A 15,203-nucleotide genomic window follows, 5' to 3' on the forward strand; every position below is an offset into this window, starting at 1 on the left:
AAAAACGCCAGTGTCGCGCAGACACTGGCGTTTCTGTTTGCCGCAGGCTGCGTTATCAGCTGCTTTGCGGCATTTCACCGTTGGCCAGACGCTTGTTGATGTCGGCGATCACTTCCGGCAGATCGGTGATGGTGTCGATCATGTAGTGCGGACGCGAACCTTCGAACAGCGCGTGAATGCGCTTGCGTTCGCTGGCCAGCGCGTCGCTGCCCAGTGCGCGGTAGCCTTCGTAATCCAGGCCCAGCGCGTTGCCGGAGCAGATCAGCGCCACGGTCCACATCCCGGCGCGACGACCTTCAAGAATCCCCGGCACGGTGTCGTCGATCTTCACGCAGGCGGCGACATCGTCGATGCCCAGCGCAATCACGTTGGCCAGGGCCTGTGCCGGCCATGGGCGGCCGTTCGGCACTTCGTCGGTGGCCACGACGTGGTCGGCGATGTAGCCGTTGCTGGCGGCCAGTGCCACGACTTTGTCCATCACTTGCTTCGGATAGCCCGAGCAGGAGCCGATCTTGATCCCTTGCTGACGCAGGTTGGCGATGGTCTCCAGTGCGCCGGGGATCAGCGCCGAGTGCTCGGCGATTTTTTCGATCTGCAGCGGCATGAAGCGGTTGTAGATCGCGGTCACGTCATCGTCGGTCGGGGTGCGGCCGAACGCCTTGCGATAGCGCTCGGCAACCTGCGGCTGATCGCACAGGGTGCGGATGTGATCCCACTTGCCCATGCCCATCGGGCCGCGAGCTTCGTCGATGGAGACCTGGACGTCGAACTCGGCGAAGGCTTCGACGAAGATCTGGGTCGGTGCGAAAGAACCGAAATCGACCACGGTGCCGGCCCAGTCGAGGATGGCAGCTTGCAGTTTGCTTGGGTTGTTGTAGTTCATGGCAATCAAATTCCTGAGTGGGCAATGCAATTCAAATGGGGGAGCGGGCCGGATGAATCAGATGTCGAGCACTTCCATCTCGCGCAGCACTTCACCCACTGCCGAGACGGCTTCATGCATCTGCGCCGGGGTGACGTGGCCGATGCAGCCGACGCGGAAGGTTTCGACCTGGGTCAGCTTGCCGGGGTAGAGGATGTATCCCTTGGCCTTGACCCGTTCGTAGAAGTCCTTGAACTGGTAGCGCGGATCCTTTGGCGCATGGAACGTGGCGATGATCGGTGCCTGGATGGCGGCGGGCAGGAAGCTGCGCAAGCCGAGTTTGCCCATCTCCTCCATCAGCGCCTGGCAGTTGGCGGCGTAACGCGCATGCCGTGCCGGCAGGCCGCCTTCTTCGTTGTATTGCAGCAGGGCTTCGTGCAGCGCCGCGACCACGTGGGTCGGCGGGGTGAAGCGCCATTGGCCGGTCTTCTTCATGTAGCTGTGCTGGTCGAACAGGTCCATCGCCAGCGAATGGGAGTTGCCGGCGGCAGCGGCCAGGGATTCCTTGCGGGCAAACACGAAGCCCATGCCCGGCACGCCTTCCAGGCATTTGCCGGAAGCGGCGATCAGTGCATCGAACGGGACTTTTTGCGCATCCACCGGCAAGGCGCCGAACGAGCTCATGGCATCAATGATCAGGCGTTTGCCGTGTTGCTCGACGACCTGAGCGATCTCCGGCAGTGGATTGAGGATGCCGGTGCTGGTTTCGCAGTGGATCAGCGCGACGTGGGTAATGTCGCGGTCGGCGCGCAGCAGGCGGTCGACGTCGGCGGCGGTGGTTGGTTCGTCTTCAGCGGTTTCAAAGGTGCTGAACGAGCGGCCCAGCACTTCGCAGATTTTCGCCAGACGCTTGCCGTAGGCGCCGTTGATCAGCACCAGCACCTTGCCGTCGCGGGGGACGAGGGTGCCGATCGCGGCTTCGACGGCGAAGGTGCCGCTGCCCTGCAAAGGCACACAGTGGTGGCTGTCGGCGCCGTTGAGGATGGCCAGCAGTTGCTCGCACAGGCTGGCGGTCAATTGGTTGAAGCGGTCATCCCATGAACCCCAGTCGACCATCATCGCCTGGCGGGTGCGGGCCGAGGTGGTCAACGGGCCGGGAGTGAGCAGGATGGGTGCGGCAGTACTCATTCGTGTGTCCTCGCGATAGCGCTGTGGGATGAAGCTACGGGGCATACGTTGCAATTCGGCGGATCATCAATCAAATTGTTTGTTGTTATGCCAGCCATCAGTGAGGGTTATTCATGAACCTGTTCCAGCTCCGCGCCTTCGACGCCGTGGCCCGGGAAGGCAGCTTCACCCGTGCCGCCGCACGCCTGTTCATCAGCCAGCCGGCGGTCACCGGGCACATCAAGGCGCTGGAGGAGCATTACCAGATCACGCTGTTGCGACGGACGGCACGCCGGGTCGAGCTGACCGAGGAGGGCACCAAACTGGCGGCGATCACCCGGGCGATGTTCGGCATGGCCGAAGAGGCCCAGGCGCTGCTTGAAGCCAACCGGCAGTTGCTCACCGGGCGACTTGAGGTGGCGGCGGACGGTCCGCACATGGTCATGCCGATGCTCGCCAGCCTGCGGGCACGGTACCCCGGGATCACGGTGAACCTGCGGTTGGGCAACGCTCAGGAAACGTTGGCGGCGTTGTTGTCCGAACATGCGGACGTGGCGGTGCTGACCGAAGTCGAGCCGCGCAAGGGCCTGCACCTGCAAGCGCTGAGCGAATCGCGGATCTGCGCACTGGTGCCGGCCGGGCATCCGTGGGCGAAACGCAGTGGCGAAGTCAGGCTCAAGGAGCTGGATCAGGTGATCATGGTCTTGCGCGAGCCGAGTTCGATTACCCGACGCACCTTCGATCAGGCCTGTGCGCAGGCGTCGGTCAATCCACGGGTGTTGCTGGAACTCGACAGCCGCGAGGCGGTGACGGAAGCGGTGGCGGCTGAGTTGGGGGTTGGCGTGGTGTCATCGGTTGAAGTCAGCCATGACCCGCGGGTGGTGGCGATTCCGATTGCCGGCGAGGGGCTGGTCAATCGGCACATGATCGGCTGTGTGGAGCGGCGGCGGGAGTTGCGCTTGATTCAGGCGTTTTTCGGATTGGCGCCGGTCTGAACAAGACTCTCGCGCACCATCTCGAGAAACGTCGCCACCACCCGACGCGAACTCTGCTCCCGCAGGCACACCAATGTCTCGGTCAAGCGCCGGGTGCAATCGGTGATCGGCAGTGCACAAACCCTTGAGTCAGCGCCAAACTCCGCCGCCGACACCACGCCCACGCCAATCCCCACGACCACCGCTTCCCGCGCGGCTTCCCGGCCCTCGACCTGGATCGCCGGGCGGATGCGGAAACCGGCGCGGGCCATTTCTTCTTCCAGGGTCTGGCGGGTCACCGAGCCGTGTTCGCGCAGCACCAGCGGCGTGTCGTCGAGATCTTCCAGGCAGATCGATTCACGCTTGGCCCACGGATGATGGCGCGAGACGAATGCCACCATCGGATCGTTGCGCAGCGGCACGCACAGCAGGCGTTCATCGCTGACATCGCGCCCGAGCAGCGCCAGATCGGCTTGATAGTTGAACAGGCGAAACAGCGATTCATCGGTGTTGCCGGTTTCGATCTTCACGCTGATCCCCGGGTAGCGCTCGCAGAACCGGGCGATCTGCGGCAACACATGCACCGGCGCATCCACGGCCAGAATCAGGCTGCCGGTCTGCAGGGCCTGGGATTCCTGCAACAGCTCCTGGGCTTCGGCCTCGACCACGAACAGGCGCTGGGTGATTGCCAGGAGGCGTTCGCCCAGATCCGTCAGGCGCACCGAGCGTTTGTTGCGATGGAACAGCAACACGCCGAAGCGTTCTTCCAACTTGCGCACTTGATCGGAAATCGCCGGTTGCGTCAGATAAAGCCGCTCGGCGGCCTTGGTGAAGCTTCCGTGCACGGCCACGGCGTGAAAGGCTTTGAGCTGGGCGTGGGAAACAGACATCGCAGACTCCATTAACAAGCTGAGCTTATGTGTGAAATACGATAAATCGATTTTATTTATTAAACAGTAATTGCTTTGATCGGCTCACGCCAACGCTGACTGCCCGGTCGGGCAGCGACGCTGGCCATGAGCCTGTGCGTGCAACACCAGGACTCATCTGACCGGTATCGCCGAAGGGACGGGGTGATATCGCAGTGCTCAACAATAAAAAACACAGGCGTTTACTTAACGATTCTGCCGGCACACTCACACCCTGAGGTCAGAACCACAATGAACAAGCACATCGGCACCCTTGCGCGTTGGCGCATGCAGATCTTCGCTGTCACCTGGCTCGCTTACGCCGCGTTCTATTTCACCCGCAAAGCCTTTTCGGTGGCCAAACTGGGCATCGCCGAAGACCCCACCTTCATGCTCGACAAAATGGCCATGGCCAACCTCGACGCGATTTACCTGGCGGCCTACGCCATTGGCCAGTTCACCTGGGGCATGCTCGCCGACCGCTTTGGCCCACGGATCGTGGTGCTCGGCGGCCTGCTGATTTCCGCTGCGGCGGCGCTGGTGATGGGCAGTTTTGCGACCTTGCCGATCTTCGCCACCTGCATGTTGATTCAGGGCCTGGCGCAGTCCACCGGTTGGTCGGGGTTGTGCAAGAACCTCGGCAGTTTTTTCCCTTCGGAACAGCGCGGGCGAGTGCTCGGGTTGTGGAGTTCCTGCTACGCCTTTGGTGGATTGGTGGCGTCGCCGTTCGCCGGTTGGTGGGCGTACACGCTGGTCGGCACCTGGCACGCGGCGTTCATTTCCAGTGCGGCGGTGGTCGCGGCGGTGGCGGTGTTGTTCTTCATCTTTCAGCGCAACAAACCTGAAGATGTAGGCCTGCCGGCGGTGGAACCGGAGCCGGTCATCAGTGCCGAGGAAGCCGAAGCCAACAGCAAACTCAGCGTCTGGGAACCGCTCAAGGAAATCCTCCGTAACCGCACGGTGCTGGTGCTGGGACTGGCGTACTTTCTGCTGAAACCGGCGCGCTACGCGATTCTGTTGTGGGGCCCGGTGATCGTCTTCGAGCAGATGCCCACCGTGGGCAAGGTCGGCGCGGCGATCATTCCGACCTCGTTTGAACTGGCAGGTCTTTTAGGCCCGATCATGATCGGCATGGCCTCGGACAAACTGTTCGGCGCCCGACGCATGCCGGCCTGCGTACTGAGCCTGCTGGCGCTGACCGTAACCCTGGCGCTGTTCATGGGCGCCTTGCACACCGGCAGCGTGATGCTGGTGGTGGCGCTGCTGTTCGTGATGGGCCTGACCCTGTACGGCCCGGACTCGATGATCAGCGGTGCAGCCGCGATCGATTTCGGCAAGGCCAAGGCCGGCGCCACCGCCGCCGGATTCGTCAACGGCTGCGGCTCGGTCGGTGCGGTGCTCGGTGGTTTGCTGCCGGGCTACTTCGATTCGGTGACGGTGTTCATCGTGTTCGCCGGTTGTGCGCTGTTCTCGGCGCTGGTGCTGATTCCACACTGGAACAGCCGCCCGGTCGGCGTCATGGAACCGCGTGCCTACGTGCCCAATCGGGCCCTGACGATCAAACCCCTGCGTAACTGAACAATTCCTGCCTCGCGGCCTGCTGCGGCATTCGCGGCAGGCTGTGCCGTGGCCGACTGACTGGAGAATTTTCATGAGACCGTTTTGGCTGGAGCAGGCCTTGCAACTCGATTCGTCCGAACCGTGCCCGCCGCTGCAAGGCGAAGTGCGCACCGACGTGTGCATCGTCGGGGGCGGTTACACTGGTTTGTGGACGGCGATCATGCTCAAGCAACAGAACCCCGAACTCGAGGTGTTGCTGATCGAGGCCGACATCTGCGGCGCCGGTGCCAGTGGGCGCAATGGCGGTTGTGCGCTGTCATGGTCGGCGAAGTATTTCACCCTCGAGCGGCTGTTCGGCGTCGAGGAAGCGGTGCGGCTGGTCAAGGAATCCGAACGCAGCATCCACGCCATCGGCGAGTTCTGCGAGCAGTACGGCGTCGATGCCGATTACCGGTTGGACGGCACGCTTTATACCGCCACCAATCGTGCGCAATGCGGTTCGACCGACGCGGTGATTGCGGCGCTTGAGCGCAACGGCATCAACTCTTTTACCCAACGTCCGGTCGCTGATGTTCAGCGCATGGCCGGTTCGGACAAGCATCTGGAAGGCTGGTTCTCGCCGGCCGCCGCCAGTGTTCAGCCGGGCAAACTGGTGCGTGGGTTGCGGCGAGTCGCATTGCAACTGGGCGTAAAAATTCACGAGAGCACAGCGATGACCGGATTGGAGGAAGGGCGTCCGGCGCGTCTCCAGACGGCCAGCGGCAGTGTGGTCGCCGACCGCGTGGTGCTGGCGATGAATGCCTGGATGGCGCGGGCTTTTCCGCAGTTCGAACGCAGCGTGGCGATTGTCTCCAGCGACATGCTGATCACCGAGCCGCGCCCGGAGCTGTTGCAGGAAATCGGCTTGACCAGCGGCGTGACCGTGCTTGATTCGCGGATTTTCGTTCACTACTACCACAACACCCCGGACGGCCGGATCATGCTCGGCAAAGGCGGCAACACCTTCGCTTACGGCGGGCGGATGCTGCCGGTGTTTGATCAACCATCGCCTTACGCCGGGTTGCTCAAGCGCAGCCTCGACGATTTTTTCCCGGCCTTCGCCGATGTGAAGGTCGACGCAACGTGGAATGGCCCGTCGGATCGTTCGGTCACCGGCCTGCCGTTTTTCGGCCAGATGAGTGCCAGCGGCAACGTGTTCTACGGGTTCGGATACTCCGGCAGCGGCGTCGGGCCGTGCCACATGGGCGGGCAGATTCTCGCCTCGCTGGTGCTAGGTCTCGACAACCCGTGGACGCGTTCGCCGCTGGTCAACGGGCCACTGGGTTACTTTCCGCCTGAGCCTATCCGCTATCTCGGTTCGCTGATGGTGCGCAACGCCATTCGCCGCAAGGAGCGCGCCGAGGATCACGGGCGGCGACCTCGGCACCTCGATGTTCGCCTGGCGAAATTCGCCGCCGCCGCCGGCAAGGCTGACAAGGGTTGAACGTCAGGGCGAAGGCGGGGTGCGATTGAGCAGCCAGTCGAGCAACAAGCCGTTGTCGTGTGGTTCCGGGTTTTTGCGCGCCGGGCGAGGTTGGCTGACGTCCAGGCACAGGATCGGTCGATCCGGATCGCTGTCGAGAAAACTCACCCATACTTCGCTGCCAGCACGCGGCAGCGCTTCCCTGGCGATCCGGCCGCCCGCACCGACCATGGCAATTGCCAGCCATAAGCCGTCACTGTCGGCGTTCTGTGCCGGCCCGGGCCATAACCGGACGGCGATTCGGCCCAGATCGTCCAGCTGCGGCGGTTGCCCGGGCGAACCCAGGACTTGCGCTGGGTGATAGCCCGGAATGCTCGGGCGCGGTTGCCGCAGCGGCGGGCGATACTCCGTCGACCAAGGCTGTGCGGTGAAGTCGTTGTGATAACGGCGAGGTGTGGACATCGGGTCGAGAATCGACGGCTGTTGCCCCTGATGGCGCAATTCGGTGATCAGCCACTGCTCGTTGAACGCACCCACCGGATGATCCGTAACCTGCAACAGATGGCCACTGAGCAATTGCGTGCAATCGCTGCGCCCCTGAATGCAGCGGTACTGGCAGCGCTGGCGTTCCAGTTGGCGACGGCTGCGTTGATCGGCGTGGCGTTGCCCGGAGGGCGGGAATCCTCGCAGGGGGATGACGCCTGTCGCCGCGTGATTGGCCGCCTCATCGTCGTTGCTCGGTTGCCCGCGTTCACGGACGGTGGGTGACACCTGCGCCGTGACGGCGTCGTGACGCAGGAACAGCGTGCTGAGGGCGGGCGATCGCGCCTCGTTCTCTGGACTGAAGGGCACGGGTATCGGGGGCTGCGGCAGGTTCAGGCTGTCATCGGCGAACACCACGACATGGCCATCCGGCCGGTGCTCGAAGTGATAGTGGATGCCTTCTTCCTCGCACAGTCGATGCAACAGTGCCAGGTCGGTCTCGTCGTACTGGATGCAAAACGGACGCGGCGGATAGTGTCCCACCGTCAGGTCGAGCCGGTAACCGTGTGCGGGCAGGCGATGTTCGGTGAGCAGTCGTTCGAGAATGTCCGGCACGCTCAACCGGGTGAACACCCGGCGCCTGGGCTGCTGCTCCAACCTCTGCAGGTGCGGCACCAGCACCACTTGGTAACCGATCCGATGGGCACCGCGATGTTCGCAACTGGCGCTGTGAAGGGTGCCGTGAAGGCCATGACCTTCATTCAACTGCAGGAAGGCCGACCGATGCAACAGGGTGGCGGGGGCGAGGGCCGGGGCCAGGCCAAGGACTTCTATCTCGAAACGATAGGGCCGGTTCAGGCCTTCATGGCCGCTGAAGCGCAGTACCGGCAGGCACAGGCCACCCTCGAGGAGGGTCAGCGTGAAGGGACTTTCCTTGTCATTGAGCATTCGGACGGGCTCTGTCGGGTCATACGGGCTACAGAGGGTACGAAACCGCAGTGCGAAATGGTCATGACAAACCGGTTTTTCAGAATCGCCCTACAAGGTGTGTAGAAGATGTCGACACGTGACGGAATTTTTGGTCGATTGCCGACTTTAGGCCGTATAAACTTGGCGCCACGCGTCGGCCAATAGATGTCTCGGCGCCACAGATCAAGAGAGTGAGTAATGGGCGCACAGTGGAAGGTTAAACACAAAGAAGCGGCAGCCAACGCCAAGGGCAAGATCTTCGGCAAACTGGTGAAAGAAATCACCATCGCTGCCCGCAACGGTGCCGATACCGCCACCAACGCACACCTGCGTCTGGTGGTCGAACAGGCCAAGAAAGCCTCGATGCCCAAGGAAACCCTGGACCGCGCGATCAAGAAAGGCGCGGGCCTGCTGGGTGAGACCGTTCAGTACCATCGCGTGACTTACGAAGGTTTCGCTCCGCACCAGGTTCCGTTGATCGTCGAGTGCGTCACCGACAACATCAACCGCACCGTGGCGGAAATCCGCGTGGCGTTCCGCAAGGGCCAACTGGGTGCTTCCGGCTCGGTAGCGTGGGACTTCAACCACGTCGGCATGATCGAAGCCTCGCCGGACACCCCGGACGCCGATCCGGAAATGGCCGCGATCGAAGCCGGTGCCCAGGATTTCGAGCCGGGCGAAGAGGGCGCAACCCTGTTCCTGACCGATCCGACCGACCTGGATTCGGTGCAGAAAGCCCTGCCTGAGCAAGGTTTCACCGTGCTGTCGGCCAAGCTGGGCTACCAGCCGAAGAACCCGGTCAGCGGCCTGAGCGACGAGCAGATGGCTGAAGTCGAAGCGTTCCTCGAAGGCCTCGACAACCACGACGACGTGCAGGACATGTTCGTCGGCCTGGCCGGCTGATCCGCTGCGTCAATGATGCCGCCATCGCGAGTTCGCTCGCGATGGCGGTGTAGCGGCTACAACGCTTCCAGCTGCTGCACAACCTCACTGAATCCCGGTCGCGCCAGCACATCCGGCTGACAGCAGCGCTGTTCCAGCGCCTCCAGCACCTCACGCCGATCCGCACTCAGACCCGAGTCGATGCGTGCCAGCAATTCCCCCAGCAAAATCCCGAACGCTCGCACTTCGATGCGTTGCAGTGCGCGGGTTTCCAGGTTGTCCGTGGTGGCATGGAATGACGCCGCGCCAAAGTCCCCCAGCAGACAGTCGCCCTGATCGTTCAACAGAATGTTGTGCCCATAGAGGTCGCCATGGGTGATGCCTTGTTCATGCAGATGCTCGGCGACCGAAGCGATGCCCCGGGCGATGCGCAAGGCGACATCGGCACTGAACCGGCAGTCATCGGTGTAGATATCCCGCGAACAGGAGGCCAGGCTCGGCAAGGCGGCGAGGTTGCGATAGCTCGGATCGATCAGTTGCATCACCAGTCCTTGCTGGCCATCGGGGTGATTGCCGATGCGGCCCTCGACCCGGATCAGGTTCGGGTGCAGCCCGGCCGTGATGCAGGCGTTCATCTCATGCAACGGTGAGCCGTCGCTGGTCATCTCACCCTTGTAGAGTTTGACCGCCACCGAGCGCTCCGGTTGGCCGGCCGGCTGCCACACCGCACGGGAAATCACCCCGGACGCGCCTTCGCCCAGCCGTTGTTCCAGACGCAAGGTCGACCAATCGATCAGCGGCGTGGCCTCCAGTGCGGCGGCGTCGGCCTCGGTTTCCAGCGGGTTGCCGGCGTAGGCCAGCCAGGTCAGGCTCGGCAGGGTCAACAGCCATTGCGGCAATTCTGTCAGCTGGTTGGCGGCGATGCGGATCAGCTCCAGTCGATGGCACTGGCTCAACGATGGCGGCAGCGCGCGCAGACGGTTACCGGCGAGCATGAGTTTTTGCAGGAGCGGGCGCTCGCCCAGTTCGGCGGGCAGGGTTTCGATGAGGTTGTCGGTCAGGATCAGCCAGCGCAAGCGCGGTGGCAGGGCGGTGCCGGAGACCTGGACAATCCGGTTGGCCTTGAAGCCGATCATTGTCAGTGCCTGGCACTGACCCATGGATTCAGGCAGTTCGGTGAACCGGTTATCGGAGCAGAACAGCACGCGCAGATGGCGCAGGCGATGCAAGTCGTCCGGCAGGCTGCTCAGCGCGTTGCCGCTGAGGTTGAGCACCTCCAGCGTGTCGGCCAGGTCGAAGATCTCGGGTGGGAACTCGGTCAAGCCTTCGACCAGGTCCAGCCGGGTGATGCCCGCCAGTTCGCCGGCGCGCAATTGAGCAAGGGTGTGCATGTAATGGGTCGCTATCAAAGAGGGCGCAGTGACGCCGGGAATGGGCGGCATGATAACGGCAAATCAGGCCGGTTCACGCACTTCCGGTAATTGCCCCAGCCGGCTGCGGGTGCGGGCCAGGTCAATGGCGTTGCCGGCCAGGCTTTCGTGCAGAGGCAACTGCCCGAGCAGCGTCAGGTGTTTGTCCTGATCGTAGAGCACATCGATCAGGTTGATGAAGCGCTGCTGGACGGCAATCGAGCATGCGTCCAGTTCCGGCAGTTCATCGATGATCCACTGGTCGAAGCGCCGGCACAGCTCCAGATAATCCATCACGGCCGTGGGCTGCTCGCACAGGTCATTGAAGGTAAAGGCGACGCGGCGGTCTGTGCACAGACGCGCCTGTAAAACCCGGTTGCCGACCGCTAACGGCTGCGGCGCGGTATCGCGTGGTGGCAAGTCCAGTGCCAGACGTTGTGCCGGCGTGGCCGGCCAAACGTAATGGCCCTGGGTGAACAGTTGATGCGCGTGGTTGCGCGCCTGGCTGCGGTAGTCGTGGGGGCCGCCGACTTCCATGACCTGCATGCGGGCATTGATCAGGTCGATCACCGGTTTGAACCGCGCGTGGTACAGCGGGTTGGGCAACAGTCCTTCCGGCGGATAGTTGGAGGTCACCAGCAACAGGATTCCGCGCTGGAACAGGGCTTTATACAGGCGGGTGATGAGCATCGCGTCACCGATGTCATGCACATGGAACTCGTCGAAACACAGCACCCGGCAGTCCTGCAGCAACTCATCGAGGGTGGCGCCGAGGGCGTCGTCCTGCTTGCGATGCCTGAACATGCCCTGGTGCAGGCGGGCGAAGAACTCATGGAAGTGCAGGCGCTGTTTCTGCTGGATCGGCAACGCCTGGAAAAAACCGTCGAGCAACCAGCTCTTGCCGCGCCCGACGGCGCCGTGCAGGTAAAGACTGGGCGGGGTTTGCGCCGAAGGGCCGAACAACAGGCCGGCCTGCTGTGCCATGCAATCGATCACCCGTTGCTGGCTGTGACTGAGGGTGTAACCCTGGCCATGGGCCTTGAGCCGGAAGTAATCGCGGATTGACTGGGCGCTGGCGCAATGGCCAGCACTGGCCAGGTTTCGCTTGCCGAACAAGCGGCGTAATCCTGAAAGGCGTTGTGACAGACGCGAACGTTCGGGCGGTCGGGCGGGCACGGTGAGGTCACTCCGTCATCGTCAGGCCGGCTCCCCCCGAGCGCGGCGGCGTAGTGTAACCAGACGGATAGTTTTCCTTCCACTGCGCTTTATCGGCCGGCGACTTTTCTGGACAGCATTCTGCGGCGCGTACAGGTTTTTTCAGCGTCCTGGCGTGCCGGATCGCCAATCTTTCGAAACAAATCCCGCCCGATCAGTGGATCCAATCGACTGGCGCAATCGGCGTCCGTTGCTAACCTGAAACACTGTAACGACACAGACGCTGTCGCCATCAAGGAACGGGCAGTGAATGCAGGGATGGTCTGGGCATTGCTGGGCGGGTTCGCAACAACGGTGCAGGCGGCTGACTTGCAGGTTGAAGTGCGCGTCGATGTGCAGCGCGGTTGCCAGTTGATCGGCCAGCAGCGCGAAGCCGGTATCGAGCAACTGGGCGTGCTCGACTTCGGCAGCACGGCGCGCCTCGACGATCCGGCCGGGCCGCTCGGGGCGGCGCTGATCAATTCGCGATTGCCGCGCCTGGAATGCAACCCGGACACGCCGTATCAGTTGCGCGTCGATGGCGGCCTGCACGGCGGGACGGGCGAAGTGCGCTACATGGCAGGCGAGGCGGGTGGCAAAGCCATTCCTTACCGTTTGTATCAGGACGCCGCGCGGCGAGTGCCGCTGGTGGTGGACGTGCCGGTCACCGGGAGGGTGCCGGACAGCGGTTCGGTTGAATTGCCGCTGTATGGGCGGATCGAGCGGATGGCCGAAGTTCCGCGTGTCAGCCGGTATTCGGATCTGGTCAAGGTAACGGTCACCTGGTGATCAAGCCGGATGCAACAGGAAATCGACGTTCAATGACGAACGCAGAGGTCGAGTGATGCTGAAGGATCAGAAGGAGTAGGGACGCAATGACAGGCAAGCACTGGCTGGTAGTCGCCACAGGCGCATTGCTGTTGCTCACCGAGGACGCGCAAGCCGCGATCAACGGGCAGATTCATGCGCGGCTGATTCTGATCGCCGGCTGCGAGGTGACCAATTCGTCCAGCATCGCCAGCCCGGTGGGCGATTTCGGCAAACTCGATTTCGGCCAGCAGGGCCCGACCTGGAATGCGCCGATCAAGGCCAGCCTGGCCAATGACAGCAGCGGCCGGCTCAACGTGGCCTGCAATCCTTCAGTGACCGGTTTCACCGTGACCATCGACGGTGGCGCCCATGGCGACGGCAGCACCCGGCGCTTGAGCAACGGTCGCCAGACCATTCCCTATCAACTGTTTCTCGATGCCTCGGGCAGCCAGAGTTACAGCATCGGCCAACAACACAATTTCGCTGTCACCAGCGGCGCGCAGATACCCATCCCGGTATTTGGCACGGTGGTGGCGAACACCCGTGCGGTACCGGTAGGTGTCTACACCGACACCCTGACGGTGACGCTCGATTGGTAAACCGTAGAGGAAGGACACCATGCGTACGATTGCATCAAGGATAGGTTTGTCGTTGCTCGGCCTGACGCTGGCCTCCAGCGTCAACGCCGCTACCACGGTCACCGGTCAGATCACCTCCAGCCTGATCCTGATCAGCAGTTGCCAGGTCAATGGTTCCGGCGGGTCCTCCGGCCTGAACTTCGGTGCCTTGAACTTCGGCACCGCCAACAGCCTGTTCACCACGGCCACCGGGCAAGTGCTGGGCGGCGGTGGCGGGGCGTTGTCGATTCTCTGCTCTGCCGGCACCACGCCGACGGTCAAGGTGCGGGCCGGTGCCCATGACGGGTTGTCGCCCGGCGGCACCCGCGCGCTGTACGACGGTGTCGCCAACTACGTGCCTTACGACTTGTACACCGATGCCGGGCACTCGCAATTGCTGGCCATCGACGGCGTGATCAACCTCGCCGCCAGCACCGGTGTGGCGCAGACCGTGAACATCTACGGTCAGGCGGTGGGCAAGGCCGGCCTGCCGGCGGGCACTTACACCGACACCATTTCCGTTGAACTGACGTTCTAGTGCCATGGGCCGGCATGGCTGTGCGGCGCTGCTGGTGCTGTGCGCGGGGGCTGTGCCGTTGCCGCTGGCGGCGGTGACCAGCCAGAGCTTTCAGGTCAGCGCGACGATCACACCGGGCTGCCTGGTGGTGGGGGGCGTGTCGAACTATGGCGGGCTGAATTTCGGCTCGAGTTCCGCCCTGGCCACCGGCACGGTGCAAGTGGCATTGACCGGTGGCGTGCAGTTGCAATGCACGCCGGGGGTGACGCTGAACATGACGGTCGATGGCGGTCAGTACAACAGCGGTGGGCGACGAATGCAGATCAGTGGAGGCAGCGCGAAGGTGGCGTATGCGCTGTTTCGCGATGCGGCCTACAGCCAGAGTCTGGGCATCGGCCAGACCGTGGCGGTGGCCTATAGCGACGCCAACAACATCAGCCTGCCGATCTACGGTCAGGTGCAATTGCCGGGCAATCAGCCTGGGGGGACATACAGCGACGTGTTGCAGGTGCAGCTGTCGTGGTGATGCAAGGCACAAGGAGCGGGTTTATGGGGTTTATCACGTCACGGCCATGGCTCGTGCGTTGCGCGATGTTGATGTGGGCTCTGCTCGCTGCGGTCAAGGCGCAGGCGGCCAGTTCGGTGCTGATCTGGCCGATCGATCCGGTGCTCGAAGCCGATCAGCAGGCCAGTGCGCTGTGGCTGGAGAATCGTGGCAGCGAAACCGCCAACCTGCAGATCCGCGTGTTCGGCTGGAGCCAGAACGGTTTCCAGGAGCAATACCAGAACCAGCGTGACGTGATCGGCAGTCCACCGGTGGCGAAGATCGAGCCGGGGCAGAAGCAACTGGTGCGCCTGACCCGGACCAGGGAAGTCCCGCCCGGCCAGGAACTGGCCTACCGGATCATCATCGACGAAATTCCCTCGGCCCAGCCGCCTGCCGCCGATGCCGGGAAAACCGCCGCCGCGATCCGCTTCCAGATGCGCTATTCGGTGCCCCTGTTCGCCTACGGCGCGGGGCTGTGGAGCAAGGAAGACACGACCCGTCAGCGTGATCCCAAAGGCATCGGCCTGCCGCAATTGAGCTGGCGCACGGTGGCGGTGGATGGCCGGCCTTATGTGGAAGTGCGCAATCAGGGCGCGGTGCATGCGCGCTTGACCGATGTTGCGCTCAGGCAGGGCGGGCAGAGCAAACCGCTGGCGGAAGGGCTGTTGGGTTATGTGTTGCCCGGCGCGGTGATGCGCTGGCCGGCACCGGGACCTGTGGCGGGGGAACTGGCGGGACGGATCAATGGCGCAGCACAAGTGCAGAGCATCGCTCCGGCGAAGTAGGGATTGCGGCCTGCGGGCCGACTAGTGCGGGGCCGCCAGGCAAGCGATTGGCCGGCG

General features: G+C 63.1%; 15 protein-coding genes. 9 read left to right on the top strand and 6 right to left on the bottom strand.

Annotation, left to right across the window (positions count from 1 at the left end; genetic code table 11):
* Positions 1-55: 55 nt before the first annotated feature.
* Entirely contained in the window at positions 56-883 is an 828-nt protein-coding gene (phnX, locus tag AC1RR7_RS01305) for a phosphonoacetaldehyde hydrolase (RefSeq protein ID WP_493155811.1), read from the bottom strand.
* Between the two features lie 57 nt (positions 884-940).
* Positions 941-2,050, bottom strand: coding sequence for a 2-aminoethylphosphonate--pyruvate transaminase (locus tag AC1RR7_RS01310; protein WP_493155813.1), 1,110 nt, complete (start codon positions 2,048-2,050; stop codon positions 941-943).
* A 113-nt stretch (positions 2,051-2,163) separates the two neighbouring features.
* Between AC1RR7_RS01310 and AC1RR7_RS01315 the strand changes: the two genes are divergently transcribed.
* Entirely contained in the window at positions 2,164-3,024 is an 861-nt protein-coding gene (locus AC1RR7_RS01315; protein WP_102621726.1) for a LysR substrate-binding domain-containing protein, read from the top strand.
* On the opposite strand, the gene AC1RR7_RS01320 is transcribed toward AC1RR7_RS01315, so the two are convergent.
* Positions 2,994-3,893: a LysR family transcriptional regulator gene (locus tag AC1RR7_RS01320; protein WP_096822323.1), complete on the bottom strand. Its 900-nt coding sequence runs from the start codon at positions 3,891-3,893 to the stop codon at positions 2,994-2,996. The two genes, AC1RR7_RS01315 and AC1RR7_RS01320, sit on opposite strands and share 31 nt — an antisense overlap.
* Before the next feature lie 270 nt (positions 3,894-4,163).
* Between AC1RR7_RS01320 and AC1RR7_RS01325 the strand changes: the two genes are divergently transcribed.
* Together AC1RR7_RS01325 and AC1RR7_RS01330 are read left to right on the top strand one after the other, a co-directional pair.
* On the top strand, positions 4,164-5,489 hold the full coding sequence (locus tag AC1RR7_RS01325; protein WP_493155815.1) for an MFS transporter: 1,326 nt from the start codon (positions 4,164-4,166) through the stop codon (positions 5,487-5,489).
* Between the two features lie 67 nt (positions 5,490-5,556).
* Positions 5,557-6,954, top strand: coding sequence for an FAD-dependent oxidoreductase (locus AC1RR7_RS01330; RefSeq protein ID WP_493065208.1), 1,398 nt, complete (start codon positions 5,557-5,559; stop codon positions 6,952-6,954).
* Positions 6,955-6,957: 3 nt separating this feature from the next.
* Here AC1RR7_RS01330 and AC1RR7_RS01335 read toward each other — a convergent pair whose 3' ends face one another.
* Positions 6,958-8,364 (bottom strand): type VI secretion system Vgr family protein, encoded by a 1,407-nt coding sequence (locus AC1RR7_RS01335; protein WP_493155817.1) that lies wholly within the window; start codon positions 8,362-8,364, stop codon positions 6,958-6,960.
* Between the two features lie 219 nt (positions 8,365-8,583).
* Between AC1RR7_RS01335 and AC1RR7_RS01340 the strand changes: the two genes are divergently transcribed.
* Complete coding sequence (locus AC1RR7_RS01340; RefSeq protein WP_007951538.1) at positions 8,584-9,288, top strand: YebC/PmpR family DNA-binding transcriptional regulator; 705 nt, start codon at positions 8,584-8,586, stop codon at positions 9,286-9,288.
* A gap of 56 nt (positions 9,289-9,344) precedes the next feature.
* On the opposite strand, the gene AC1RR7_RS01345 is transcribed toward AC1RR7_RS01340, so the two are convergent.
* Together AC1RR7_RS01345 and zapE are read right to left on the bottom strand one after the other, a co-directional pair.
* Positions 9,345-10,658, bottom strand: coding sequence for a protein kinase (locus AC1RR7_RS01345; protein WP_493155819.1), 1,314 nt, complete (start codon positions 10,656-10,658; stop codon positions 9,345-9,347).
* A gap of 63 nt (positions 10,659-10,721) precedes the next feature.
* On the bottom strand, positions 10,722-11,852 hold the full coding sequence (gene zapE / locus AC1RR7_RS01350) for a cell division protein ZapE (protein ID WP_493155821.1): 1,131 nt from the start codon (positions 11,850-11,852) through the stop codon (positions 10,722-10,724).
* Between the two features lie 297 nt (positions 11,853-12,149).
* Between zapE and AC1RR7_RS01355 the strand changes: the two genes are divergently transcribed.
* From AC1RR7_RS01355 to AC1RR7_RS01375, 5 genes are all read left to right on the top strand, one after another.
* Complete coding sequence (locus tag AC1RR7_RS01355; protein WP_493065207.1) at positions 12,150-12,659, top strand: Csu type fimbrial protein; 510 nt, start codon at positions 12,150-12,152, stop codon at positions 12,657-12,659.
* An 86-nt stretch (positions 12,660-12,745) separates the two neighbouring features.
* Complete coding sequence (locus AC1RR7_RS01360; RefSeq protein ID WP_096822316.1) at positions 12,746-13,279, top strand: Csu type fimbrial protein; 534 nt, start codon at positions 12,746-12,748, stop codon at positions 13,277-13,279.
* 19 nt (positions 13,280-13,298) lie between these two features.
* Complete coding sequence (locus AC1RR7_RS01365) at positions 13,299-13,835, top strand: Csu type fimbrial protein (RefSeq protein WP_102621735.1); 537 nt, start codon at positions 13,299-13,301, stop codon at positions 13,833-13,835.
* Positions 13,836-13,839: 4 nt separating this feature from the next.
* A complete protein-coding gene (locus AC1RR7_RS01370; protein WP_096822314.1) occupies positions 13,840-14,340 on the top strand; it encodes a Csu type fimbrial protein in 501 nt (166 codons plus the stop codon).
* 23 nt (positions 14,341-14,363) lie between these two features.
* Positions 14,364-15,146: a fimbrial biogenesis chaperone gene (locus AC1RR7_RS01375; RefSeq protein ID WP_096822313.1), complete on the top strand. Its 783-nt coding sequence runs from the start codon at positions 14,364-14,366 to the stop codon at positions 15,144-15,146.
* The last annotated feature ends 57 nt before the right edge of the window (positions 15,147-15,203 follow it).

Source organism: Pseudomonas sp. GW821-FHT11G12 (assembly GCF_058808055.1).